The sequence below is a fragment of the Paracoccus sp. (in: a-proteobacteria) genome (genome assembly GCF_030538495.1).
Taxonomy (GTDB): Bacteria; Pseudomonadota; Alphaproteobacteria; order Rhodobacterales; family Rhodobacteraceae; genus Paracoccus.
Window position 1 is genome coordinate 1 of record NZ_JAUNTW010000001.1, and the last position, 25,015, is coordinate 25,015.

A 25,015-nucleotide genomic window follows, 5' to 3' on the forward strand; every position below is an offset into this window, starting at 1 on the left:
CAGCAACGCATTACCCGCGATTTCAGGTTCCCATTTCGCCGCAGGCAGCGCGCCAACCGTGGTCAGGGTCAAACGGTTGTGTAGCGGAACCATCGTCGGATTACCCGCGCGGCGCACAGTCCATGCCGACAGCCCGGCGGTGAAATCCCCCGGCAGCACCGGGCCAAGTGATGGCCCGGCTTCGGCGCGCAGGGCACTTGATTCAGACGCTGCGGCATGTTTGCCGGCCGCTGTTACCAATGCAGCAGCGTTCCCTTCCGATGTTTTTGCAGCCCGTGCAGAGTCTGCGGCGTCGTTCTTCGCGGTAACCGCAAATCTAGCTTGGTCTGTCGCCGTCCCAGCGGCGCTTTCGGCGTCGGTTTTGAATGTTGACGCTTGATTGCTATATGTCAGCGCCGTTCCCCGTGCCGTCTCGGCTCTTGTTGCCGCCGAGTTGGCCGCTGTTAGCTTTTCCTCAAAGTCACTAACTTCATTGCTAACAGTCGCTGCAAAACCTGATGCTGCAATCGCGTGATATTCAGCCGTGACGTTTTCCAGCATTACCCGATCAAAAACAACCGTGCTGCCTTCCGTGGGCAGGTGAATATAGGCGGACACCAATTTAGCCGCTATCCCGTCACCGCCAACAATTTCACTGGTGACTTCAACCCATGAACTGTTCCCCAGCGTTCGACCGATGGCTTCGTGATGCCATACCCGCGCTTCACCCTCTGCATTCCAGCCTGCCAAACCGATTCGAACGTCAACATCAGGCTGATTTGTCCCGAACCGTCTGAATCGTGCGGTAATTCGGTATTTATAGGTCTTGTTCACAGGCAGCGCGCCGCTGAAATGGACCTCCGACGCCTTGGCATGAGCCAAGCGCATCGTGCGCGGACCATAATCGCCGTCATCCCCAAACGTGGCAAACTCTTCTTCGCCCCGATTCAGGACAAAGCCGGTTTTCCAGCCTTCTGAATCCATCGCGAAATCAGGGTTGCCAGTAAGTTTGACAGTCCTATCTTTAGCTTTGGCGATCGAGCCAAATGCTTTCTCAGCCGCGCCGGCAAAATCTTCGGCAGTGTTTTTTGCCGTGTTCGCGTCCCTTGACCACGTTTCAACTTTGCCGCTTTCAGTTTCAATCGCTTCGCGGTCACGCCTAATTGATGTAGCCGCCTGGGACAGATCATCTACAACACTGTCCCATTCTTTAATGCTCTCGCTGATAACATCAATTTTTTGACCAAAATCGTTTACGGTCGAAATAACATCTCGCTTACTTTTCAAAGCCGACGCCGCGTGCTCGCCTGCCTTGTCTGAATAAGTCACAACACTATTTACCGTGCGCGAAAGTTCCTCGGCATATCCTGCGGCGTTTGCTTCGGGCGTAATGTCCTCGATTTTAAGGTGTTTGACCCGCACTCCGATCGACTCGGAACGATCGCCCATCACCAACATGCCAAGTCGATACCAAGCAGTATCATCAGGAATTGTCTCAGGTGTGCGAGGCAGAACGGTGCTTACAACCTCGTATTTGTCCGCCTCCTGCGGAACCAAGGATCGCCAGACCGTGCCGGTCACACGCTCAAATGCGGCGTTCAGAGGAAAGAGATAAGCCCTTGTTCCTTGAGGCGCTACGGAACCCTCATGCATGATTTCAGTGGTCAGCCGATAAACCCGACCAGGCTGAGCCTTGAGCAACCCGCGCGCCAAAATAAATTGAGTGTTTTTCGTGTCACTGGCGACAGACAACACCCCGTCATCTTCGTTGACCTTGATGCGGATATTTAATCCGCCAACGTCTTCGACGGAACCGTTGACCGTGCTTGTCCAGTAAGGGCCGTCAAACGTATCAGGCAGCACTCGCGCAACAGCGGTGGTGACTCGCTTAAATGCCACTGACGCGTCAGATGCGCTGCGGCTGGCATCGTCAGCATGGGATTTTGCGCTGCGCACATAACCTTCAATGACCTGCGACCCCTCGCCTCCGTCACTGACGCCATTAGCCAGTTCCTCAGCGCGACGAACGGCCTCTGAGAGGGCTTCTGCCGCGGCCTCTTGCGTTTTTGCCGCCGTCTCGGCGCGCAGGGCAGCTAAGTTGGCAGACACAAAGGCGCTATCGAGTTGGAACGCCATTGAGTTGCGGTGATCCAGCGCGAGTTGGGCGGCAGCATGTGCGGCGTCACGAGCAATAATCGCTTGTCCACGCGCTTCGATCACATCGCTAAAGTCAGATGCGAAAGCCTTGCGTGCCTCTTCCAAACTTTCGTCAATATCACGCCTGGCCTGCCGAATGGCTGCGTCTGCCTCCACTGCATTGCGCGTTGCGGCAGCGGTTTCCAACGCGATTCGATCAATAGCCGACTGGATGTTTTCGAAGTCACGCCGAAGGGTGTCACCTAAATCGATCCATTCAATCTTAGTAGTCAGCCCCCCACCACCACCCCCGTTATCGGCACCTCCGCCGGGGTCAATCTCCCCCAAGGATACGTCTGCGGTGATTGCCTCGGGTTCGCTCCCCTCACGGACAGCATAAAGCAAGGATTCCGTGGGGCGGCGCTTCATTGCCGTGGCGATGAAGCGCATTTGCTGCCATTCGTCGGCCTTCTGGTTATATGCACCTTCTGGGGACAGTCGCACCATCGGGAAAAAATAATCGGTATTTGCGCCGATAACATTCCGACTCACATAGCGCAACGAACCAACAACTTCATTGGGCCGACTGTCAGCAACCAAAATGCTGTCTTTTTTCTTAACGAACGTGATGCTGATCGTCGCACCGTTTGGGATTCGTTCAGAACCGACCGGGATAAAAATGCGCCCCTTTTCAATATCAACGTGCCAGTCAATATTGTCGCGAAGCGGCTGATCGCCACACACACCCCGAACATTTTGGATGCGCGATGCACCCAACGGAAAGATCGCCTTCCCCAACTGATAATGGCGTCCCTGCCGCACTTTCAAATGCTCGGTGAAAGGCGCACTGTTTTTACCGGTGACATGCTGCGTGACCGGGCTGCCCAACCAGTCGGCAATGTTATCCCACGAAATGTTATCCGTGGTGATTCCAAGTTTGATTTCTTCCGAAATGACCATGCCGAGTTTTTCGTGAACTCGCCCGTGGTGAGAGGTGCTTTGTTTCAAACGCTGAACGGCGCGCGTGATCTGAAACAAAGGTGTGTTACCAATGTAACGCTCGCCGTCACCTGTAAATTGACCGTCTGCAAACCGTTCAAAGAACAATTCGCCGCGTCCTAACACCAGTTTTGTTGTTTCGCGAAACATCAAATCACCCGTCGATCCAAGCTGTTCAACATTTAGGTGATTTGATACGTCAGGGCAACTAATTGTTGATCTTCATCGTCAGCATTACGATGTGTTTGTTCAGAGAAGGTCTCTCCTCGCACAACGTATCCAACTCAAATCGCACCTGCCTGTCGCCGGGCAGCAAACCGTCTGCCCGCCCCATGGCGGAGGTGTAATCAAAAGACGTGCCTGTGATGCCCTCAACCGTCCTCACAGGCTCAACTGCGCTCCCGGCATAGACGCGGACGCGATAACTGGAACCCGGCTCTCTGCTTGTCCCGGCTTGTTCGTGAGCAAGCAGCACGTCTTGCTGTGACAGTCGATTTCGGTGCGCCCATGTCAGCTTAACCGTTCCCTCCACGGGGTCTTTTACCAGACCGTGCAACACGCCGTTCACGCGCACACGCCCCGGAGGATAGGGGCGACCCTGACGACCTTGCAAGCGGATACTATCCGTTGGAGCTTGCGCGAGTGGAAGCAAGCCACTGGATGTAAACGGAAGCACTTTCACAGCAATGTTTTCACCCGGCATATACTCACGCTCGTCGCCGCCGGGGCCGTCGCCCATGACATAGGCAACAGCGCCGGCCGCGTGCGCCTGCGGGATGGTGTCAACACAACCTCGCCCAAGAACGATTGTGCCGCCACCGCTTACCGGGTCGATCAAAATGTTATTCAAGCGACAGATTTCATCGCCCAATTGAACAGGGGAGCCGATGGCGACCAAGCCCACATCCATTGCAAATGAAAACGGAATGTCCGTTTGGTAGGCGGATATGGCTTCGCTTGTGACCACATATGGCGAGAAAGTGCCTGCCCCCTGCGTCCACGGCACAACCCCTTCGGCGCGGGATCGCGTCTCATAAGCCTGCGCCAGCGGTGCGGGTTTACCTGCGACAACGGCAATGGTCGTCATCGTCGGGTCGAGAATTTTCAGGTTGGCGGGGTCGAGGGCTGCTGCAAGTTCAGCATAAGTAACTTCCCGCACCAGTCGCTTGTCAGCGACAGCGACAAAACGCTCAGGTGCCGTCCATTCGGGTTCTTGGACGGCAGCGAAGCTACTGGAAGGCAGGCCAAAAACATCCAAGACAGCCTCAACCGTGATACGCCCGTCCGATCCACCAGCTTCACTGATCTTGCCTGCGCGCAGAACAGCGTTGATGATTCCGCGCTCTGGAACACTGATGCGGAACACCGCGCCCGGATGGATGTTCCATGCGCGACGATCCAGATGCACTTTGAAACGCTTGAGGGCGTTCGAGTTGGCTTTCAGATCGCGCTGCGCAATCCGAAGCGCAAGGTCAACATCGGGGATACCTGCATAACTGAGCGTCGTGCTATTGGTCGCCCCCAGACTTTGTTGTGACGCGATGTTCTGCACTCGCGCTGACCGTTCTTTGTCCGTAATGGGGTCGTGCCATTTGACGATTACTTCGTTCCGCAAATCTTCCTGGGACGCGGTTTCAACATCTTCAAGGTCCAGGAGTCCCGTGGTGTAAGTAAACAGCGGGATGGCGTCAGGGTCATAATCACCGCGCAAAAGTGACAGGGACAATTTACCCGTAGCACGATCAGGGTATAGCGCGCCACCGATGTGATCCAGAACCTCTTGAATGAAGTTGCTGAGTTCCGACTGGCGCGTATAGCGCATACACAAGCCGAAGCCCTCAGCGTGCAAGGTTGTAGCTGCCGCGAGGAACGCCGATTCATTGAGCATGGACCGCGGCAGACCTCGACCCCAATCGCGATTGGTAAGGCATTCGTAAATAATATGCGCTCCGTTCATGGCCTTGACGGTCCCATTACGCATCCAGATCGTTGCCAAGGTGGGCTGCCAGGTCGGCCCATCCCATCCTGCGGTCGTGCGTCGGACTCGAACTTCCCATTTTTTCGGATAGGGGTTCAGACTGGTCAGCAGCCCGTTGAAATAGAGAGTCACGACACCCCTGAAATCAGGCACCCGTCCGGGCATATGCTCCTTGATGTAGGCTGGGACGATCTGCCCTGAGGTGCCAAACATGGCGCGCAAATTACCTGAAACTCCGCCCTCTTTCTTGTCGCCACCAAACAAATTGGATGCGTCAATACGATTGTTACCTGAGCCTGAAATTGTGTTGATCCCGCTGGCAGCTACCGTTTCAAACCTGCCGTTTGAAAACTGACGCATACCATTGCCGTTCGGCCCGTGTGCAGTGCAGGTTTCAATGTAATGGCCTTCCGGCACATCTCCTTGACCTGATGCCTGCGCTTCGGCTTCCCGCCCATCCGGCACCGGCCACGCCGGGGTGTCCCCTACCTTGATCTGCACCAATTCATCCACGGGGCCGCGGCACAGACCCATTACCAAGGCCATGTAGTAGCGAAATCCGACCGTTATACTCTTACTACCGCCCATTGGTGCCGTCCGCCTTCGCAAATGCGCTCACAATGAAGGCAAGTTCGTCCCCGGTGGCTTCGACTTCCTCAACGGTCATTTCGCCGTCCAAAAATTTTTGCCACGATAACCCGTGCAGCTTGAACCAGTCTCGCGCGCCGCCGGAGCAGAGGTTGGCCTGCCTCAAGTGCTTTACAGTTACGCGCGTCACTTCTTGCCACCTTTAGACTTGATCGCAGATGTTCGCAGGTTGCCATACCACAGGACATGCCAATCGGAGATCCATACGTCCCCGAAAACCACAGACTGAGGAGTCCCATCTTCGACTTGCGGGAAATTAAAATCGTCCAGTGAAGCGGGTTTCGGACGCTCAGGTCTCGGTGTCATCACCACCTGAATTGCGAACGACGCCAGTAGCATCGCAACAGCCCAAACAAAATCCATCGCTCAGCCCTCACTAATTGGCACAACCTTGAAAACACATAAATGTTGTCTTGGCAACAAATTGCGCCTCAGAACACAGGGTCGCCGTCGAAAGGTGATTTGGTCGGCATCTGGGGAAAACCGCCGTAGTTCGACAGGTTATCGAAACGACGAGCGCAGTCTGATGTTGTGCGATTGCAGCCGGGGTAAACAGTGATCCAGTCACCAACGTTGATGCCGTCCGTATGGCCCATGAGGTGAATTTCATCGCCCGAATGGCTTTCGATCGCTCGCCGTTCAATGTTACCGTATTCGCCAGGGAACGTCAAAAAACCGCCGGTTAAAAAGTTTTTCTCTCCCGGCCTTCCAAATAAATTACGACGACCTAACTCGCCAAAAGCCGCAGACTTGATGACCGTGGGGCCAAGTGATTCCACCTGCACCAGCGTGGCGTGATCACTCAGCTTCACTCGGCAGGAGCGGTCATAGAGGGCGTGCGGGCATCCGCGACTCCAAGACAGCCGCAGACCGTTTCGTTTAAGCGATGCCAGGAGGGAATTGCAATTGAGGTTGTATTCAGCAGCAGACACCTGGCGCGCTGATTTAACTGTTCCAGACCACACCACCGGGGCCTCAGTGTCACCTCGATGTAACGTGCGGATCGTGACAGGTATTGCATCAGAAGGCGGTGTGCCTGCAAAAAGCTGAGTGACCTCAGCCTGGGCGCTGATCGCAATTGTCAGATCATCTGAGTCAGGATTGCCTGACTGTGAAAATCCTTCGTGCTTGACTGGTAAGGCGCGATAGGTCTTGCGCGCAAACGTCAAGTCTGCGGGTGCGTCCACATACCCCCAAGTTTTTCCGCCGAGGCTGAACTCATAAAGGTTGAGTGGGGTGCCGTCATAGTTCGATTCTTCAATTTCCGCAAAAGCCATCGCCGCCACTCCTAAAAGCCACCAGAGGCAACGCGCAGGCTGGGTGCTGATCGGAATGTCAGCGTCACCTCAGACATCCCCTCAAGGTCAGTCAGATGTTCAATTTCAATGCTGTCGTGATCGAGGCGCATCAGGGACATGAAGCATATCCGCAGCACATCATCAGGCTTGATGACTTCACCGAAAGCGATGTTAATGCCGATGCGCTCAACGTCCGTTTCAGCCATGATTGCTGAGGTGATGCGTCGATAGAAACGCCTGCCATCAACGGTTTCAATCATGATGTGATCGCGTTCAGGGCGGGGTCCGCCATTCAGCACGAAGCCGCTGCGCGCAACCCGCATGGTGCGGCCAGTTCGGGTTGTCGGTGCGACCAAACGCAGGTCATACGTCCAAGTCGGCAGCCACACTGGCACTGCGCGCCCACGCAGATGCTGCATCAAGCGATAGAACGTGTGATGCCCTTCGAAGCCGCTGAGGAACCAGGTGAATTTGCGCGAAGGGAATGGGCGTCTGGCAACGTCAACATGATATGACGATCCGCCTTCACCGACAATTTCATCAATCAGCCGCTCAGAGCCATGTTGCGGCGACTGTTGCCAGTTGGCTTCTTGGGTCAGAACCCCGTGACCAAGATACGTTTCGCTCAAACCCGCGGAAGATTGAGATACATCCGATGGACCGTAAGCCTCGTTGATCGCGAACTGCATGTCTGCACTCGCATATTCATCAGTGACAGCGGTCAATTCGGGCAGTTCTGCCAAGCGCGCAAGTGTCATTGGATAAAGTTTGGTCCCTTTAAGAACGGGCATTGTTGGGGTTTCTTCGAGCGTGATGCCAGACAAATTGACTGAGGCAACCTTGAGAACCCGATAGTCAAATGAGGTCTTTCCGGGAACAAACAGCAACACGCCTTGAACGATGCGACTGCTTTCGCCAACGCTACAGGGGATGAACTTCCCGATATTTATATCCCGTGCGATTGCTACATCATACCAGAGGGGCAGATGCCAAGGCCGTCCGCCATGGGTCGCAAGCAGGTTATCAAGTAAGGTCCGATCATCGCCATAGACGCCGACTGAAAACGCCAATGTGCGCTTAGGGTGATAGCGCAGGCTTCGACGCTGCTCCGCACCTTCCCGGCTGCGCAACACATCAGTTAGCCATTCCAGAGTTTCCGACACGCGGTTTGTCCAATTCGGCTCAAACGGCCAAACCGCGTGCGTCGTGTTCGACATGCTGACCTCATTCTCTATTTTGTGCTTTATTCTACTTTTTATTGAATATCAAGTCACACGCCAAGCATCCTGCGAATGGTCGGAGCATTGGCTTTAATGTGGGTCAGTGTGGCCTTATCCCCATAGCGCCCCATCATTTCGCGCACTTGATCCTCACCAATCGCCAAGATTTGCGTCAGGCGGGTTCCCTCACTGGCAGCTTGCTCGCCGCCGGCGTTGAAGCGATGGCGCGGATCATCTTGGGTCAAAATTTCCTCGCCTTTCTTTAGGGTGGCGCTGACTTCATCGGGGCGCAGACCAGCAATACCGCCCGTGTGATAGACACCATGGAAAGCGTTAGCGACCCAGCCGCTCGAACGGATTTCATTGCCACCGCCGATTGCCTTGCTTCCGACGATCCCGCCCGTGTGTCCGGTCATGCCCCCGCCGCCCATTGCGGCAAGGGACGCCTGCGCAAACTGCCCCACGGGACCGGGGACTTTGGACAAGGCTTGCAGAATCTGCATTTTAATGATGGTCATGGCGATCTGCTGCATGACCTGCGCCAGTGTTTGCAGGACAGACAGACCGAACGCTTTGAACGCGTTGTCACCGTCGATGATGGCTTGTTTCATGGCATTAAAGCCGTTCATCACGCCATCAATGGCGCTGTCAAACGCAGACTGCCACTCCTTCGCTTTAAGACCCAGCCAGCCCATACGTTCGCTGTTGGCGTCAAGCTGCATCCGCATCGTGCGCAGCTTAGCGATAGCAACTTCCGACTCAGGGCCGCCGAAGGCTTGCCATAGGGCAACCACCTGTTCGATTGCCTGAGTGATTTCGTCGTTCATACCTTTCGCCTGCTCACGCAAAGCTTCGGCTTGGGTAAAATTCCCTTCATCCTGCGCGATCTTCGCCTGAGCCAGAGTCTCCTGACGCAACGCCTGCAAGCGGTTCAGGCGTTCTTCGCTGAGTTCGATTTCCTTCTTGACGTTCTGTTCATCCCACAGTGCGCCCACGCGTTCACGAATGTCGGCAATCTCCGCGTTCGTGATGAACTCATTCGCCTTCCGGGCGTTATGGATCGCGTCAGTGATCGCCGCCTCACGATCTTTACCTTGGTTGATAAGGCGCTGTTGGGTGATCTGGCGGTCAAGGTCAGCGATTTCCTCACGCGTGGCCTTACGTTTGTCGTCAATCTTCTTTTGTTCTTCGGCAGCGTGATCTTCCAGTAACCATTGGGTCGCTTGGGTCGTTCCGCCAGACGCGAACAGGGCAGCTTCTTCATAGCGGCGCGTGCGGTTCATACCATCATTATGCTCGCCCATGCGCCGGATAGCGGCTACAACTTCATCAACACTGCCCTGTTTGAGTGCATCAAGGTTTTGCTTGCCGATCTTCTCATTCGTCAGACTTCCGTAATTATAAATAATTGACATAAGGGCAGCTTGTTGCTGCGGCGCAAGCGAATCATAGCGATCGCCCCCGATCTGTTTTTTAAGTTGAGCCTCATAGCGAACCAAGCGGCGAAGCAAATTGCGCTCAGCATCGGCTTCCGTGATGGTTGTGTGTTCTGTAGTTTTTCGCTCTTGGCCGTTGGCACCTTCGTAGGTGTCCGAGCCGTAGCCGACACGGTAGTGGTTCTGGTCCCAATATGCTTTGAGTCGCAGACCTTCTTTTTTCTTGATAAGCGCGGCAGACGCAGCAAGCCCTGCGTTACCATAGTAAGACACATTCGCAGCGTCTAATGCTTGATCGCGAAGCTCCCATAGCTGTTGCAGCTTCTCAGGATCACCCCCTGCCTTTGAGAAGGCAGTGATCGAACTGGCGTCGATTTCAGCAAGCGCCTTAGCCCGCTCAAGTTCTGCGCTAAGACCGGGAATTTTGGCTTTCAGGGCGTCAATCGCCTTGCCGTATTCTTCTAAGCCTTGTTGCGCAGCACGACCTGCGGCAGCACCGTCATTCAAGGCTTCATTCAGAAGTTCTTGCTCGTCAGCCAGTGCGCCAGTGTAACCCGTGGTCTTAACGATATCCACGCCCATCATTTGCAAAGCACGACCGAGGAGGCTCAAGCCACGTTCGTTAGCTTCGACTTTTTTAAGTGATTCATTGATTGCGATGATGTATTTCTGAACCCGATCTTCATCGGTCTTGAGGAACAAAGAATCCAGGGCTTTACGCAGTTCACCTGCGGAAATGGCACCTTGCTCCCATTTCCTGAAAACAGTAACTGCGGCGAGTTCGTCATCAGTAAAGGGGGTGCCTTTAGGGCCGCTTTCCGAAAGGGGCGTTCCTAGCAAGAAGTATTTGTAAGCGTCTCCTTTTTGCTTGTTCCAAAACTCCTCTGACAGCTTCGCCAGCTTATCAAAATGCGTCGGCAGGGACTTCTGCAAATCAGTGAAAGCCGTCGTAACCTCGATAACCGAGGCACCTTCGATTTTCTTAACCCAGTCGCTCGTTTTGTCAGAGACGCCCGCATAAGCTTGACGAATGTTGTCCAGAATACGCTCGTGTTGATGCAAAGCATCGTTGGCTGCGCCAATTTTAGACGGCCACAGCATATACGCCGCAGTGGCAGCACCCGCCAGCAGGCCAATTGGGCCGCCAATCGCCGCCCATGCAACGCGAGCAGCGTTAGCCAATGCGGTTAGACCGACTCTCGCAGTCATCAAGGTCGCAAGCCATACGCGCATACCTATTGTGGAACGAGCGGTTGAGGCGATAAGGGCCTGTTGGGCAGCGATAGAAGCGCCTAATCGCACGTTTAAGCCGTGGACGCTGACCGAAAGAAAGTGTGTAACACGACCAAGCTGCTGACCACTGGCGGCAGCAGACATAATGCCCGTGGACCATGTGTCCCAAGACGCTGACGCGACCCTGAACGCGGTAGCGATTGCACTGACATTCTGAGCGACTTTCACCGCAACAAACATCTTGGCTGCGACGGTCATCCAGTTAAAATACTTGGGGATTTCAGCTAGGACGCGAAGCGCACCGCCTGCGAATTCACCGATCTGACGGAATATTTTCGCGCCATCCGCACTTCGTGAGAACTCAACAAACGATTGCAAGCCTTTGCGCAGCGGCTCAATCATGCCTTTTGCAATGGTAATCCGCGTGTTGAAGATTTCGTTCTGGAACCGCCCGATGTCAGTCGTCACCGTGTCCAAGGACGACGAAAGCTGCGGTCCAAATCTCCTGGTGAGTTCTTCGGCAAATTTCAGCAAGTTGCTTTCGGTCGCCAGCAACTCACCATTCGCCATCATCTTATCGAGTTCGGCAGTTGTCAGCCCCATGGACTTCGCCAAGATAGCAAATGCACCCGGCAGACGGTCGCCCAACTGACGCCGCACTTCTTCCGAGGTGAATTTCCCTTTTGAAATGATCTGCTCGATAGCTAGGAAGGTGCCTTCCACTTGTTCCGTGCTTAACTTGTTAACGCGACCAGCCTCAGCGACAGCTTTGAAAATTTCACGAGTCCCGCCTTCGGAAAAGTTACTTGCGTTCGCAGCGACAGCGAATTTTGCATACTGGTTGCCCAAAACACCAAACTCGATACCAAGACGGTGGGCCTCACTCCGAAGCCAGGCGATCTCTTTTGCGACCTTCGATGAATCCTGGTTGAACACAGCGCCAAGGCGCGACTCCATCGACTCCATGGTGCGAAATGCGGCGATGGCATTGACCCCTTGTCGCATTGCAGCGTGGAAACCAATGGCAGATGCGGTGAGTGTCAGAAACTCGCCGCGCAAGCGCCCCATGACGCCCACAGCGCCATTAGTGCGGCTGCGCAGATCATCCATTGCGGTCGCAGTTTGCCGCACAGTGCTACCGAGTTCCTTCGCACCTCGGGATGCTTGACCGGCGGAGTCTTGGAATTTGCTTTGGGCAACAACAGCCGTATTAACACCCTTGCTCCACGCGAGAAAGCCTGAGGTCGGTTCAGCCCGCTTAGTTTGACTTGCTGCGATCCGCTCTCGAATTTCCGCCTTACGCGCATTTGCCGCAGCCAGGCTGGCAGCAGCGACTCGATCGACTTCGCGACTCCAAGCAGCAAAACCCCCAGGTGAGGCTGATGCGCCGTTCGCCCGTTGCATCTGGATTTCCAGCTTGCGAACATTTTCCTCAGCGAGTTTGGCCGCGCGCGCCATGCGGTTGAAAGCGTCAACCTGTTCAGCGGTCGCACCGCCGCCTGCCGATCGTAACGCCTGCTCGCGACGCCCCTGCTCAGCCCGCAACATAGCAGCTTCGTCGCGAGCGACCTTAATAGCCTCGGACTGTTTGCGCAGACGTTCGGACTCGGTCGGATCAGCGATCTTACCGCCACCACGGAGCGGTTGGTTGGCGAACCGATTGAATACCTCGGCCAGTCGGGCCTGCTTGCGCATTTGGTCCTCAGCCTTGGCTGTGGCACGCGCAACATCTTCCTGCGTCATCGCCATAGTCCCCAAAGCCTTGTTGGCTTTGAGAACGTCATTCTCAAGGGATGATAGTGTCGTCCGCGCCTTGTGCAGATCGGCATTACTCGCAAGGACAGCGTTACCAGCCTTCATGACCTCTTGAGCAAAACGGCGTTCATTCGCCTCAGCAGCTTTCAGATCCGTGGTGTAGGCGCGAATATCGGAACGACCGCTTTTAATCGCAGTATTCAGCCCTGCGACAGCCGTTTCCAACTGGCGCTTAGATGCTTCCGCGGCAGCAACATCAGCGGCAAGGAACGCCCCGAACGATGCCCGCGCAGACGACATCGGTGATCCGGTTTCCAAGCCGACACCGGGTGAGGGGCGGTTGCCAGTGGCAGAAACACCCTTCCTGCGCGCACCATTCAAAGCCTCTTGCGCACGAACTGCCGCGCGAAGTTCGTCCGTATTGGCACGCAGTTTCAGCTTGTTGGCGTCTAACGCGCGTTCCCGCGTGGACAGTGCCTGCCGTTCACGATCAATTGCAGTGCGTAAATCAGCAGAAGCGCGCGCAGCATGAGCTGCACCTTCCCGCAAGGCGGTGAAACCATGGCCTTGCGATTTCATCTGTCGTTCAAGGCGCTCAGCGGCACCAGCGGCTTTATCCAGATCGCCAACAAGCCCACTGAGGCTTTTCAGCCCGCCAACCTGACCTTGCAGCTTAGAAAGATCAGCAGCCAATGCGCCAAGGGCGGAACCGCCGCGTGCGGCTCCATCTGATGCTTTGCTGGCGTCTTGCCCAAGCAGTTTCAGCGCATCAGCAATCTTCTTCGCATCGCGAGACGCTTTGTCCGCACCTTGGGCGCGAACGTGAATGTCAATATTCTTGCGACTCATGCTTCGATCCCCAATACGTCAGGTCTGCTTTCGACTCGGAAGGTCAGGCGCTGCGGTGGATGCAGGGGCGGTATCACCCACCAAGCGCCTTACAAGTTTCTGGAAAATACCGTTTGCTTTGCGCCCGCCGTCTTTGCCAAACGCAGCAACAGCGGTGTTAATGGCCGAATGAAGGATGACCGCTTCGCTTGCCAATGCGCGATTTTTCCGTTCTGCAACGATCGAGATTTCCTCCCAAACGAAAGCGACAGGATAATCCGGGGCGTCATGATAGCCCTCGCCGATTAATTCGCTCACTTGCCCGCGAAGCGCCCACAGCCATTCATCCAGGGTTAACTTTCGCCCTGGCTTCCGCCCTGCGCGGCCTTCACTGCCAGGGCCAGCATCTTTTTTGCGCCACCCGCTGCGTTGAACGTCAGCGCACCAATTTTCTCAAGAAAAGCGACTTGCAGGCCAACCGGCATTTCGAGAATTTCATTGAGAACCTGAGGGTCTTCACCCTCTACACCATCGCGCCCATCGTACGCGTCCGATGCCAAAGCGATCACTTGTGCGACCAGTAGGGGGGCTTGCGTGATTGCGTCCATCCCGACCGACGCAATTTCCCCCTCAGTAATCGTGTCTGCCTCACGACCACTGAACTTGTTGAAAATATTTTCTACGGCTTCGCGGTTCAGTTGAATCAAGCCGACAATGGCATTGAAAGACAGCCCGTGAACGGCCCCAACTTCCTCGTCGCCGTCGAAAACTTTCTCCGTCTTAATGCGGTATTTCAGGGCCATTGATGGCACTCCTCGTCAGGGTTTTGGGGATGGCGCGGAAGCAAAACACATTCGCCCCCGCACCGACTGGTTTAGGCCGTCTGCGCGCGCTCGTCGGCGTAAAGGGCTTCCATGTTTTCGGGCTTCATGATTTCCACGGTGAACGGCATTTGCTGCCATTCGTCGCCTTTCAGCGCGTAGTCGCCATTGGGCGACAGCTTGACGTGGGGCATGTAATAATCGACGTTTTTGCCGACCGGGTTCACGGCCACGAAGCGCAGCGTCCCCTCAATCGCAGCCGAGCCGGAAATGATACGCGTGCGCTTGGAAGCGGACACGGTATAGGTCACTTCCAGAATGTTACCGTCCTTCACCGTGGTTGACGAAGGCAAGATTTCCAGGCGACCCAGGGCGGCGTCCAGAACATAGTCAACCCCGCTCACCAAAGCAGTTGCTGTGCCTTTTTTGGTCACGCTAAATGCCGTGCCGGATGCACCGGGGAAAATGACCGCCCGCGCGCCGGAGGGGTTGGCGGCAGTCTGCCCCAACTGATAGAACATCCCCTTCTCAACACCCACGCCGGTCACACCGACTTGCTCTTTGGTGACGGTCGTTTGAGCCACGGTCAGCGCCTGTTCGGTCCCGAAGAAGAACAGCGCCACGTTCTCAGGGCTGATGTTATCAGTGATCAGTGAACCTGTGCGGTTGATCTGCAACACCGCCGAGGCGTCCTTTTCACGCACGCCACGGTCGGATGAATAATGCGGCAATTCTTCCGACTCGAAGTTCGTGTTGAACTCAGGGGTGTTGCCCAAGTAGCGTTCACCTCCGAGCAGACCCGTGTTCGGGTCACGGCGCGCAAAATAGATGCGCCCACGACCCAAAGTGTAGTTGTTTTCAAAACTCATCTTTTCCACTCCAAAGTTGTATGGGCATCTTTTGGTTGAATAGCACCTTAGCCCAAAGGCGCAGCCATGTCCTCAGCAATGTGCAGCGTGAGAACAAAATAAAACACCGCTTGTTCAGATATATGTTCATTGGGTCGAACCACGGGGGTTCCGATTGTCATGTTCTGGATTTGCGTTTCATCAAAACCCAAAATGGACACCTCGCCATTTCGTCCACGATTCTTTTCTTGCGCCAGGCGGTGGCGGACCTCAGACACAAACTGATAACCGATATCAGTGGGATTCATCGGGTCATCAGCAGCCCAACCCTGGATGATCAAATCCCACTCGCCCACATGAGCCGCATTATCAGGTTGACGACGAGTCGGGATGGCCTCGATCGACAAAGGTGGCTCAACGATCGACAACATGGGCAGCGGTTCGTCGTCGCCGGTATGTAGCCTGCCACGCACGACGCGCGGACGGACATACTCCCATGACACGTCATCGCGCAGATCGAACTCATAGCCGTTGTCGGGGTTGACGCCCTTCAATGCTTCTGTCAGCGCGCGTAAGATCGCCAAGCGCAGTGGAACGCGAGTGATGCTCATTTACCCAACTCCATCTGCCGCCAAAATTCATCCTCTAACATGCGCTGCACATCGGGCGTCAGATCGGTTGCTACACCGCCGTTATTGCGCGCAGAGTGGATCACTTGGCTGACGGAGGGACCGTAAAGTAACCAAAGGTTTTTGCCGATTTGCGTCGGACGATAACCCGGCGGCGGCTTACCTTTCGCAGTCCGCACCGCGAGGCCGAGGTTATGTTTGGTGTCAGTCAGACCTGAACCGGAACGCAGACGCATCAGAAACGCGCCCGGCATGACACGCACGACACCGGGTTTCACCTCAACGCGGACGCCGCCCTTTTTGCGGCCGGCTGTGCTTTCTTTGGTGAAACGCGCCAAAGAGGTTGGGCGCGAACGGGCTGTAATGACCGCCTCAAGATTGTTGTTTCGCGCCTGCTTTGACACGAAAAGGCGTTTGTTCCGAGGCGTCACATAATCGGCGGGGAAATTGACCTCTCGCAACACCTCACGCGCCATGGCTGTGCGCCCACGGGTGGCTGCGTCATTCACCGCAATTCGCGCGGCGCGAACAACGTCCTTGGGCAGATCGCTGAGGTTATCGAGGTGGTCAAGCCCATCAATCACAAGGGCGAAGGCGTCACTCATGGGCAAGACTCGGAACGGGAAGGGACATGAGTTCTTCGCGCCGTGTGATCGCAGTCACAAACCACTTGACGGTCAGGTCATCCGGCGCTTCGGCATTGTTCAGGCGGTATGCCTCACCGTATTCAACGGAAATGATCGCATTTTTCGCCAAGGTGATACCGGCGCTGTGAAGTTCATCTAGCATGAAGATAAGGCAAGGATCAGCCTCTTGACGGCTTACCATCTGCCCGTGGCCCGATCGCACACCTCCTTCTATGGACGTGGCGTGAAACTTGGTATGAACTCGGACGTGGATCAGACCAGGTGCGCCATTCGGCGGCAAATACAAAGCCTGCACTTTCATATGCTCGTGCAAGTCCATGCGTGCGCGCCGCCGAATGTCGCGGATACCGACCATCAGTCTTTCGCGCCTTTCGGCTTCGACTGAGGATCGCCGGGTGCGCCACTGTCGGGCTGAACGATGATCTGTTCTTCAATGCTCGGGGCATCACTTAGACCGTTGGCAACATCAGCCTTTTCACCGGCGCGCTTGATTTCATCCTCAGTCGCGGGGCGAGCGGCACCCAGGGCGTCGAAGTGCTTGGCCTGCGCGACCGTAGCGTCAAACACTTCGTTTTTGCCGATAACCGTGACAGCACCATCTTTGCCGGCAGGCATGATGATCTGGGTAACAGAAATCAGTTTGGGCATATCATCACCTTACAGTTCTTCGGTTTTAGCGCCGGCACCCTTAGCACCGGCCTTGGGGGCTGCGGCTTTCGGGGCGGCAGGTTCATCGGTGCCTTCACTTTCAAGATAAAGACCCTTGGTTTTTGCCAAGGTGATTTCATCCTGCGTGGCCTTGCGCACAGCATATGCGCTTTCCAGATGCGTCAGCAGCGCACCATCGGCTTCAAAAACCGATCCGGGGGCGATCATTTTTTTTCCCTCGATCGAAGTTAGTGCAATAACCGGTGTCATGAGCAGTCCTTTCTTGCGTTTTAGAGCGAAGGGACGCCCCCGAAAGGGCGTCCGTGGCATCAGGCCAACACGCGGGCCTTGAAGGTCCGGTTAGGGTAAAGCGGGACCGGCAAGAACGACGCCTGGTGCATGATCCAGCGTTCACCAGGGTCGTCGGTTTCCCACATCTTCGCGAACACTTCGGCGGCGATTTGACCAGACTCGAACGCTTCGGTGTCGTAGATCGGCCCGCGAACACGAACACCATTGGCACCGGGGGCAACCAGCAGAATGTCTTTCTGATTAAAGAGATCGACGCGCTGCGTCTCGTCGTCCGGTCCCGGAACATCAACCGTGTCTTTGTAAGACCAAACGGGCAGGCCGCTTTCCAACTGCCCGATGTAAGTCATCGGCTGCGAAATGCGGTTGATGCCAAGATTGATCTTCACATCCTCAGTGCCACCGCGGATAGTGCGATCCAGCAGTTTCTTGATGCCCTCATTCCGCTTGAACACAGCGGCAACCTGAGCGCCAACGATCAGCATGGAAGCCGAACCGCCACCGGCGGTCAGATACATGCGGTTGATCCAGGTTTCCAAGTCGCCGATGATGTCCGCTGAGGGGTCGGACCAAAAGTTGTCAGTCTTGACGACCGTATGACTCGGATCACGACCGAAGTTCAGCAGCACGTCAGGGTTGGCAACACCTTGGTCACGCTCATACTGGATACGAACCGCGCCGTCGATGATAGCACGAGCCGCCATCCAGGCTTCGCGCACACGAATCGCGCGGCGATGACGACGATCCAGTTCGGCTACGCGCGCCTCAAAGCGGTCCACCATGGTCGGCAGTTGACCGCCATTGCGGAAAATGTCCGAAGGTTTCACATTCTTAGCATCTGTGGTCCGCACAGACCGCTTGAGTTTGATGTAAGGCACACGGAACGCTTCGACCTTTTCAGGTGCCATGAAGTGCATCGGCTTACCCTGCTCATACGGCAGGACGAACGGGGCCATAAAGCGGGTATCTTCTTCCAGATCACCGAAGCGAATTTCACCATCTTCCGCGTAATGGTCGGACGTAAAAAATTCATTCAGGAAGAAGGCCGGCACATCGTCCATACGATCATCGCGCCGCAAGGCGTAAAGATCGTTAGGAGTCCAAAGTTGAATAGACATGTTCAGGCTTTCCTCTCATTACGGCTGCGCGACAGTCGCGCCAAGATACGATTTTTTGACCACGATTGCGGTCGGTGTGGCTGCGCCGACGAAGGCGTTCAGTTTGTCCGCCTCAGTTGCATAGGTTGCAGGCCAAGCGATCATGCCCATGTCAACACCGGCTTGAATGAGCAGCGGTTGACCTTGGGCGGGGCCGGTGCCCGTGGTGATCGGACGCAGCAAGATACCAACAGCGGCGGTGCCTTTCGCTGCCACGACAAGCTGGCCGGAAGCGTTGCGCATGACAGGGGTGTAAGGCGCAACGATCGTTTGGTTTGCAGCGACAACAGCATCAACGGTAACCACGTCCGGGTTACCAACGATCAGACCCTCACGAACCGGATCAATGTTGTCTTTCCACTGACCGGGGACACCGGCTTCATGGGCGAGATACGGGCTTTTAATCGCCATTTCAGTTTCTCCGCTTGCTCAGGTTATCAATTGTTGCCGTAGGACTGACCAATGGACGCCAGGGCGCGTGCTGCACGCGCCCGGGAAGGATCAGACTCCGCCGTTTCATCGCTCGGTGCGCCCGCTTCGGGGTGCTTCGCGTGATTCATGGCCGTCGCGAAATCCTTAGCAGCACCATTCGCCCCCTTGGGTTCGTCCTGACTTGCACTCGGTGCAGCGGGCGCAGCTTCGGCCGGCAGTTTTGCAAGGAACTTGGTCGCCTGTTCAGCGGTCATGTCCGTGTCCATAGCAGCAGCCATTGCAGCGGCAGGGCGCGCCTGCCCTTCTTCCGATTCAATGATTGCAGAAATGCGCGCGCGCTCAGCGGTCGCACCCTCTTTCACGACGGCGGCATGACCTTCGGCAAGACCTTCGGCACGTGCGTTATCGACAGCGGCAGTATCAATCGCCGCCTTCTCTTTCTCAGACATAGTGTTTTCCTTCTTACGAGAAAGGTCAGCCGCAAATGCGGCGATTGCGTCGTCAAACGAGCCGATATGATCGGCCAGTCCGTTCGACACGGCTTGAGAAGCGGTGAACGTCAGGGCCTCAGTGTCCCGAACAGCCTGTTCGCTCATGCCTCGATTTCGCGCCACGGTGGCGACGAAAACTTGTCCCACTTCGTCAATACGCTCTTGGATGCGCGCACGCGCCTCAGGTGAAAGCGCCTCATAGGCGTTACCCTCAGCTTTGTATTTTCCGAAGTGGATGAAGGTAATTTTCAGGCCGCGTTGAGCCAGTGCCGCAGACATATCGACATGCGACGTAATGACGCCAATCGACCCAACGCCGCCTGTGCGTGCAACAGTAATATCATCACACGCAGAAATGATACTGTAGCCTGCGGAATAGGCGCTTTCCATCGCGAAACCATGAATAGGCTTTGTGCCTTTAGTCGCGAAGATGCGGTCAACCAGATCGAAGTTACCTGCGACCTCACCTCCCGGTGTATCACAGACAATGGCAATGCCCTTTACATTTACGTCAGCCATGCCGCGTTGGAAAGCGCGCCAAATATACTCGTATCCGGTCGCCCAAGACCCCAATTGATAGGGGAAATCGTGGAACAACACACCTTTCACAGGGATTTGCAAAATGCCGTCAGACACTTTGTAGGGGCGATACTCAGCCATCCAGTGATCGTCATTGAACCAGAAGTCATCGACCATCTTCGGTTTTTCAACCGCCCCCTCAATGCGCGCCAGGGTGGATGCCGCCTGATGCAAACACGACTCGAACACCGCCTGCATTTCCGCGGCGACAAGGAAGGGTTTTCCGTCAAATCGAGCGACAAGAGGATTATTCATCGGACACCTCGCGTTTCGTGCCAGAGGCGGCATTTTCTTGATTTTTGGTGTCAGTCTGATCTTGCAGCACGCCGTAGAACTCTTTCCATTCCTTCTCGCGTTTCATCTGACGCATCCGCTTACGCCAGTCGAAACCAAGGCGCGCGTTCTCAGTCTCAAGGTCGCTGATCCCGTTGTTGATGCGCAGAACCGCAGCCTGCGTTTCTTTCAACTCGTCCACCTGGCCGCGACTTGCGCCGATCCAGTCGCAGGCAGCATACCATTCTTTGTTCTGGTCCTCGTAAAACGACGGCATCCGGCGGCGAATCGACTTGAAGGAGCCTTTGTTGAAGGCTTCCTCAAACCAGAGGCGGTAAACCGATGTGGCGAACGCGTCAGCAACGTGGCGCTTGACAGCCATCATCGTCTTGTAAGTCTCAACGCTCGCCATCTTGCCGGACGAATAGTTCGTCTGCGTGTAATCGCGCGAAAACTGTTCATAAGAGACGCCGAGGGCTGATGCCATCAAACGGTTCAAGGACGCCTCAAAGTTCGTCCCCAGCGGCCCACCTTGTCCTGCACCTTGCAGGTTCAATTTAGAACCGGGCGGCAGGTGAGGGATTTTCAAACCGCCAAGTTTCAATTGGTTGGATGAACCAATGACAGTTTTCAAGGCGCTGTAATGGCCCATCATGTAGTTTTCGAGGGCGCTTTGCACTTCCTCAGGGCGGAAATCAGTGCCGCCCAGGCGCGCGAAAATAGATGCTGCGTCGAGGTCTGATTCAACCGTAGCAGCATAGGTCGCGTTCAGAATCGCGTTCTGCAAGACAATTTCGCGGAACTGACGCGCCATCTTGATTTCAGGGATCGCCGCAACCAGTGTGCCGATACCTCGGGTCTGACCGGGGCGGTGCTGGTCAAAAATATGCACAACCTGACGCCGCCCCCAATGAAGGTGTGAGGGCGTGTATTTCCAGCGGCTCACATCCGCTCCATGCGTCCATTCAGTCGGATGGGCCATTCGGATGTAATAACCGACAGCACGACCCCATTTGTTCGTCTGCACACCCATGGACAGGTTTTTATCGTCCTGGCGGTGCATGGGTGTGCTTAGACGATCCGTATCGACCATCTGGATCGCCGTACTAAACGGACGATCGCGTTCACGAATCCATTCTGCCGTAGCCAGAACTTCCCCATAAAGCGTATGTTGCTCAATGGCTTGCCGAACCATACTGGTCAGCGTATGGCGTCCACCCGCGTCTAACCAGCGGTCATCGGATTCAGCAAATGCCGCGAAGCGTTCTTCAACTTCCTCGGCAAACTCGTCCTCCCAGGTCACATCCTCTTTACCGAACAGCATCAGTGAGTTCGGACGGGCGTTCAACATCAGATAGGAGCCAACAATGCCGTCCTGGCGCAGACGCACACCGCTTTGGATATTGGCGTCATTGCGGGACAAGTCGCGCGAACGCCCGTCTGCCGTCCGCTTGGCTGGCTTCAAGTCTTGGTCGGGGGAACGGATTGCGGGGTTATAGCTGGCAAGTTCATGACTTACGCGCGAAGCGCCCTCATAAGCATCACCAGCTATCGCTAATTCACGCCCCGCGCCCGGATGCACCCTGAAATCCGTTGGCGCGGGGGGACTGCTGGGCCGGCCAGAAAGCCCAAGCAATTCCAATGATTTTTCGTCCAGTTCAAACGCCATTAGAGCCACACTCGCATCGGACCAGCGGTTTGGCGGCACTCAGGCGCAAGTTGCCCCTGCAACCAGGTAATGTAAGCCCATAGCTTCGGAAGATCGACGCGTGAATAACGCACGACTTCACCATTCTGGTCGCGGAACTCATACACACCGCCGCCCGTCATAATGCGGTGGTAAGCCTGCAAAGCATCTTCCAGCATTTTAGGCGTGACTATGATTTCCATAGTGGGCGCAACCTCATGAGTTACGCCCTAATACCCTACTCTTTTAATCAAAGCAACATATTGTTGATTTGAATGGATTTTTCAACCTTATGTTGACTAAAGCCATTCCGAAGCAAGGGAAGCGAGGGATTCATCAGGCTTAGGGCGACCAATAAGAACAGCACCACCGGGCTTGCTAACCAGTGGGTTAATATCCCACTGGCGCGCCCAGGCGGGAAGTGTTTCAGGTTCTTCCCACTTTAGATGCTCCCATTTCACGTCCGGGTGCAAACAAAGCCCAATGGCATAATAAGATAAGTCCCACGTTTCGTTTCGACGCCCGGACGGGTTCTCCCACCCTTTTGCTGTTCGTTTCTCCGCACACATCTGTTTATATATGAAGTTTGGCGACCATGTTGGAAAACGCCACCGCACGCCGCCGGCGTCATCGCGCCCCAAAATGCCGTGCAACTGATCTTTCAGCAAATTCGAGTTGAGGAACTGCACAGGCACGTCACCCCGCGCGATCCCCTTGCCGCCCTGGTTGGAGTCAGGAAAACCCGTTTTGCGGCGAGGCGCAGACTTGCTCGGTTCCCCTTTCACCAGGTGGAAGCGGCGATCATGACCGCGGCCATCTTTGTCATCACGCAGACGCCGCCAAAAGTCATACGCATTGGGGCTGACACCCTCGCGACCGCCCATGTCGCAACCGCTGATCTTGATCGACATGACGCGCCCCGAAGCGTCTGACAGAGGATATGTTTTCTCGATCACTTCGGGAATGAGAATGTCCCAATCCTCGGCATAAGCAGCAGGCTCAATGGGCAAAAGCGGCCGGCGAAGATCGTTCTCGTCAACACGGTTGGAATGAACAATCTTGAAGGCGTCAACGATGGTGAAATCACCTTCATCACCAACGCCCGTGACTTGGACGACAAAAGACCGAGCCTGCACGTCCACTGTGGCGACGAGGAAGCGCACCCAAGGCGGGACCGTGGGTGTCTTTGTCTCGAAAGTATCGCCCGCACCCCAATCCTCAGCGCGGCTTTTCAAATCCTCCGGCAGACGGCCCATCTTGTCTTTCGGCTTCACGAAGGGGACGCCTTGGTCGGTGTTCATTGTTTTTTTAAGAGGGCCGGTGTCCCCTGTCCTCTCATAAGCATCCATGGCCCGAAGATAGTTCAGCACCAGGGCTTTCCATGTCTGAAATCCCGCAGCAGCGCCGTTAAGCCAAAAGGATGCGATATCGCTTTTGCGCCCTTCACCGATGATCTGGTCATCAGATGTCAAACGCTGACCTTCACGCAGCCAGCGGCCAGTGCGGTTCATTTCATATTTTCGCTCAGGGCCGTGTTCAACGCCGCAGTGAGGGCAGACCATTACCGCCTGTTCAGCACGTTCTTCAAAAGTCCCATCGGAAGGCCATGACAACAGATCGAAATGTGCTTCAAACCATTCTAGGCAATCCGGGCATTTCCAATACCAGCGGCGGCGATCACCATCATTGTAAAGCTGTAAAATACCCAGAGTGGGCGGAGCCTCGTGGTCCGTTTCAGCGATCCAATTTTCCTCGGTAATCTCAAAACCTGGGGACGCCTCAGCCGCAGTCATAGCAAAACGCCCCAAAGTTTCGGTTCGCTTCTTACCCAACCAATAGGCCGGCCCCTGACCCTCAATGTCATTCACGAATGGGATGCGGTCATAGTCTGAGAACCAGACGAAGGGGACGGTCTTACCGGACAATTCGGTGATCGACGCCCATCGGATCATCAACTGCATACCGCTCTTGAACCAGGCGTCGAATACGTTGCGTTTCCCAGGGCGCAGGAGTCGCTCAAAAATTGACTCCTTCTCTCCGATCGGCTTCGCGCGGATGACCTTTGCCAGATCGCGTTGCGACCATTCGCTCGCGTTTGATTGGGTCATACCGTAAAACAGCATGTCCTTGGGGTCAGTGTCGGCAGTATGACCAAGCCAATTACCAAAGCTGTCAGTCTTGCCTGTTCGCGCGGGACCAGCGAAAATCATGCCGGTGTGACGCAGACTCGCCAGCGTATCCATAGGCTCATTCATATACGGGGTGCGGTCGCTATCCCACAAACCAACGTGGGAGCCTTGGTTGCTCAAGTAACGTTTTTTCGCAGCCCATTCAGAGACGCTCATTTTCTCGGCGGGGCGCACCATGCCGAGCGTGGATTTTACAAGCGCCTCAATCGTATTCAGGGATGGCGTCGTCATCTGCGGTAAACTCAACTTCTTGGCTCAACGTCTTGCGACCGCTCATAAGCGCATCCACGTTGTCACCGATCAGGCTCAACAACTCGGCAACATGGCGATCAAGGGCTTCAAACTGATCATCGGTCAAGGGCGCATCTTTGTGCAGCTTGTCCGCCCAGAGGATCGCCGTTTCTTTGATGGTTTTGAAAATGTCGCCGGTCACGGCAATCACATCTTCGGATCGCCACAAATCTTTAGCATTTTGCCGAGCCTTTTGTTCAGCTATACGTGCGGACCAAAACTCCTTACGCAGCCGTTCCGGCAAATCCTTCGGGTTCATGCGCATCAAATGCTGCTTAATGTCGTGGGGCGGCACCAAGTAAGGCAGCACAGTTCGAATGTCGAAAAGGTGTGTCCCGTTACCGAGAACGCGTTTCGGGGGAACGCCATCAAGTTTGCGCCGAACGGTGGTTGGTCCCATGCCAAGAACAGCGGCCAGCCAGCCAGCGGTAACACCGCGCAGCACCATGGCGGTGCCTTCATGCGTCATAGACTCGTTAACCCGCCGCTTTCCTTCGGCGTAAG

At 55.4% G+C, this 25,015-nt stretch carries 22 protein-coding genes; all 22 read right to left on the reverse strand.

From position 1 onward, the window contains the following. Positions 1–3,264: hypothetical protein (locus Q4G20_RS00005; RefSeq protein ID WP_303340927.1), on the reverse strand; the 3,264-nt coding region annotated here is incomplete at its 3' end. Positions 3,265–3,322: 58 nt separating this feature from the next. Beyond that, positions 3,323–5,626 carry a phage tail protein gene (locus Q4G20_RS00010; RefSeq protein ID WP_303340928.1) on the reverse strand — a complete coding sequence of 768 codons (2,304 nt, stop codon included), beginning with the start codon at positions 5,624–5,626 and terminating at the stop codon, positions 3,323–3,325. 43 nt (positions 5,627–5,669) lie between these two features. Continuing rightward, positions 5,670–5,870 carry a hypothetical protein gene (locus tag Q4G20_RS00015; protein ID WP_303340929.1) on the reverse strand — a complete coding sequence of 67 codons (201 nt, stop codon included), beginning with the start codon at positions 5,868–5,870 and terminating at the stop codon, positions 5,670–5,672. Next, a complete protein-coding gene (locus Q4G20_RS00020) occupies positions 5,867–6,103 on the reverse strand; it encodes a hypothetical protein (protein WP_303340930.1) in 237 nt (78 codons plus the stop codon). Before Q4G20_RS00020 ends, Q4G20_RS00015 begins: the two co-directional genes overlap by 4 nt. 68 nt (positions 6,104–6,171) lie before the next feature. After that, positions 6,172–7,017, reverse strand: a complete 846-nt coding sequence (locus tag Q4G20_RS00025; protein WP_303340931.1) for a phage BR0599 family protein — start codon at positions 7,015–7,017, stop codon at positions 6,172–6,174. 11 nt (positions 7,018–7,028) lie between these two features. Beyond that, positions 7,029–8,255, reverse strand: a complete 1,227-nt coding sequence (locus tag Q4G20_RS00030) for a hypothetical protein (RefSeq protein ID WP_303340932.1) — start codon at positions 8,253–8,255, stop codon at positions 7,029–7,031. A gap of 53 nt (positions 8,256–8,308) precedes the next feature. Continuing rightward, positions 8,309–13,531 (reverse strand): tape measure protein, encoded by a 5,223-nt coding sequence (locus tag Q4G20_RS00035; protein WP_303340933.1) that lies wholly within the window; start codon positions 13,529–13,531, stop codon positions 8,309–8,311. A gap of 18 nt (positions 13,532–13,549) precedes the next feature. Then, entirely contained in the window at positions 13,550–13,828 is a 279-nt protein-coding gene (locus Q4G20_RS00040) for a hypothetical protein (RefSeq protein WP_303340934.1), read from the reverse strand. 35 nt (positions 13,829–13,863) lie between these two features. Continuing rightward, entirely contained in the window at positions 13,864–14,313 is a 450-nt protein-coding gene (locus Q4G20_RS00045; protein WP_303340935.1) for a hypothetical protein, read from the reverse strand. Between the two features lie 71 nt (positions 14,314–14,384). Next, positions 14,385–15,200: a hypothetical protein gene (locus tag Q4G20_RS00050; protein ID WP_303340936.1), complete on the reverse strand. Its 816-nt coding sequence runs from the start codon at positions 15,198–15,200 to the stop codon at positions 14,385–14,387. Between the two features lie 47 nt (positions 15,201–15,247). After that, on the reverse strand, positions 15,248–15,790 hold the full coding sequence (locus tag Q4G20_RS00055; protein ID WP_303340937.1) for a hypothetical protein: 543 nt from the start codon (positions 15,788–15,790) through the stop codon (positions 15,248–15,250). Beyond that, a complete protein-coding gene (locus tag Q4G20_RS00060) occupies positions 15,787–16,413 on the reverse strand; it encodes a hypothetical protein (RefSeq protein ID WP_303340938.1) in 627 nt (208 codons plus the stop codon). The genes Q4G20_RS00055 and Q4G20_RS00060 overlap by 4 nt, the downstream gene beginning before the upstream one ends. Beyond that, positions 16,406–16,810 carry a hypothetical protein gene (locus Q4G20_RS00065; RefSeq protein ID WP_303340939.1) on the reverse strand — a complete coding sequence of 135 codons (405 nt, stop codon included), beginning with the start codon at positions 16,808–16,810 and terminating at the stop codon, positions 16,406–16,408. Before Q4G20_RS00065 ends, Q4G20_RS00060 begins: the two co-directional genes overlap by 8 nt. Next, the gene (locus tag Q4G20_RS00070; RefSeq protein WP_303340940.1) at positions 16,810–17,103 is read right to left on the reverse strand and encodes a hypothetical protein; all 294 of its coding nucleotides are present in this window, start codon (positions 17,101–17,103) and stop codon (positions 16,810–16,812) included. Before Q4G20_RS00070 ends, Q4G20_RS00065 begins: the two co-directional genes overlap by 1 nt. A gap of 9 nt (positions 17,104–17,112) precedes the next feature. Beyond that, positions 17,113–17,373 carry a hypothetical protein gene (locus Q4G20_RS00075; protein WP_303340941.1) on the reverse strand — a complete coding sequence of 87 codons (261 nt, stop codon included), beginning with the start codon at positions 17,371–17,373 and terminating at the stop codon, positions 17,113–17,115. Between the two features lie 59 nt (positions 17,374–17,432). Next, complete coding sequence (locus Q4G20_RS00080; RefSeq protein ID WP_303340942.1) at positions 17,433–18,530, reverse strand: major capsid protein; 1,098 nt, start codon at positions 18,528–18,530, stop codon at positions 17,433–17,435. Between the two features lie 18 nt (positions 18,531–18,548). Beyond that, positions 18,549–18,980 carry a hypothetical protein gene (locus Q4G20_RS00085; RefSeq protein ID WP_303340943.1) on the reverse strand — a complete coding sequence of 144 codons (432 nt, stop codon included), beginning with the start codon at positions 18,978–18,980 and terminating at the stop codon, positions 18,549–18,551. Positions 18,981–19,006: 26 nt separating this feature from the next. After that, on the reverse strand, positions 19,007–20,326 hold the full coding sequence (locus tag Q4G20_RS00090) for a S49 family peptidase (RefSeq protein WP_303340944.1): 1,320 nt from the start codon (positions 20,324–20,326) through the stop codon (positions 19,007–19,009). After that, positions 20,319–22,013, reverse strand: coding sequence for a phage portal protein (locus tag Q4G20_RS00095; protein WP_303340945.1), 1,695 nt, complete (start codon positions 22,011–22,013; stop codon positions 20,319–20,321). The genes Q4G20_RS00090 and Q4G20_RS00095 overlap by 8 nt, the downstream gene beginning before the upstream one ends. After that, the gene (gene gpW / locus Q4G20_RS00100) at positions 22,013–22,234 is read right to left on the reverse strand and encodes a gpW family head-tail joining protein (protein WP_303340946.1); all 222 of its coding nucleotides are present in this window, start codon (positions 22,232–22,234) and stop codon (positions 22,013–22,015) included. Before gpW ends, Q4G20_RS00095 begins: the two co-directional genes overlap by 1 nt. A 96-nt stretch (positions 22,235–22,330) precedes the next feature. Next, positions 22,331–24,451: a terminase gpA endonuclease subunit gene (locus Q4G20_RS00105; RefSeq protein ID WP_303340947.1), complete on the reverse strand. Its 2,121-nt coding sequence runs from the start codon at positions 24,449–24,451 to the stop codon at positions 22,331–22,333. After that, on the reverse strand, positions 24,423–25,015 hold a 593-nt coding region (locus Q4G20_RS00110; protein ID WP_303340948.1), incomplete at its 5' end, for a DUF1441 family protein. The genes Q4G20_RS00105 and Q4G20_RS00110, both read right to left, overlap by 29 nt.

Coding starts and splice junctions, on each gene's coding strand:
- Q4G20_RS00010 (WP_303340928.1), bottom strand. CDS start 5,626: ATGGGTCTGTGCCGCGGCCCCGTGGATGAATTGGTGCAGATCAAGGTA.
- Q4G20_RS00020 (WP_303340930.1), bottom strand. CDS start 6,103: ATGGATTTTGTTTGGGCTGTTGCGATGCTACTGGCGTCGTTCGCAATT.
- Q4G20_RS00025 (WP_303340931.1), bottom strand. CDS start 7,017: ATGGCTTTTGCGGAAATTGAAGAATCGAACTATGACGGCACCCCACTC.
- Q4G20_RS00030 (WP_303340932.1), bottom strand. CDS start 8,255: ATGTCGAACACGACGCACGCGGTTTGGCCGTTTGAGCCGAATTGGACA.
- Q4G20_RS00035 (WP_303340933.1), bottom strand. CDS start 13,531: ATGAGTCGCAAGAATATTGACATTCACGTTCGCGCCCAAGGTGCGGAC.
- Q4G20_RS00045 (WP_303340935.1), bottom strand. CDS start 14,313: ATGGCCCTGAAATACCGCATTAAGACGGAGAAAGTTTTCGACGGCGAC.
- Q4G20_RS00050 (WP_303340936.1), bottom strand. CDS start 15,200: ATGAGTTTTGAAAACAACTACACTTTGGGTCGTGGGCGCATCTATTTT.
- Q4G20_RS00055 (WP_303340937.1), bottom strand. CDS start 15,790: ATGAGCATCACTCGCGTTCCACTGCGCTTGGCGATCTTACGCGCGCTG.
- Q4G20_RS00060 (WP_303340938.1), bottom strand. CDS start 16,413: ATGAGTGACGCCTTCGCCCTTGTGATTGATGGGCTTGACCACCTCGAT.
- Q4G20_RS00065 (WP_303340939.1), bottom strand. CDS start 16,810: ATGGTCGGTATCCGCGACATTCGGCGGCGCGCACGCATGGACTTGCAC.
- Q4G20_RS00070 (WP_303340940.1), bottom strand. CDS start 17,103: ATGCCCAAACTGATTTCTGTTACCCAGATCATCATGCCTGCCGGCAAA.
- Q4G20_RS00075 (WP_303340941.1), bottom strand. CDS start 17,373: ATGACACCGGTTATTGCACTAACTTCGATCGAGGGAAAAAAAATGATC.
- Q4G20_RS00080 (WP_303340942.1), bottom strand. CDS start 18,530: ATGTCTATTCAACTTTGGACTCCTAACGATCTTTACGCCTTGCGGCGC.
- Q4G20_RS00085 (WP_303340943.1), bottom strand. CDS start 18,980: ATGGCGATTAAAAGCCCGTATCTCGCCCATGAAGCCGGTGTCCCCGGT.
- Q4G20_RS00090 (WP_303340944.1), bottom strand. CDS start 20,326: ATGAATAATCCTCTTGTCGCTCGATTTGACGGAAAACCCTTCCTTGTC.
- Q4G20_RS00095 (WP_303340945.1), bottom strand. CDS start 22,013: ATGGCGTTTGAACTGGACGAAAAATCATTGGAATTGCTTGGGCTTTCT.
- gpW (WP_303340946.1), bottom strand. CDS start 22,234: ATGGAAATCATAGTCACGCCTAAAATGCTGGAAGATGCTTTGCAGGCT.
- Q4G20_RS00105 (WP_303340947.1), bottom strand. CDS start 24,451: ATGACGACGCCATCCCTGAATACGATTGAGGCGCTTGTAAAATCCACG.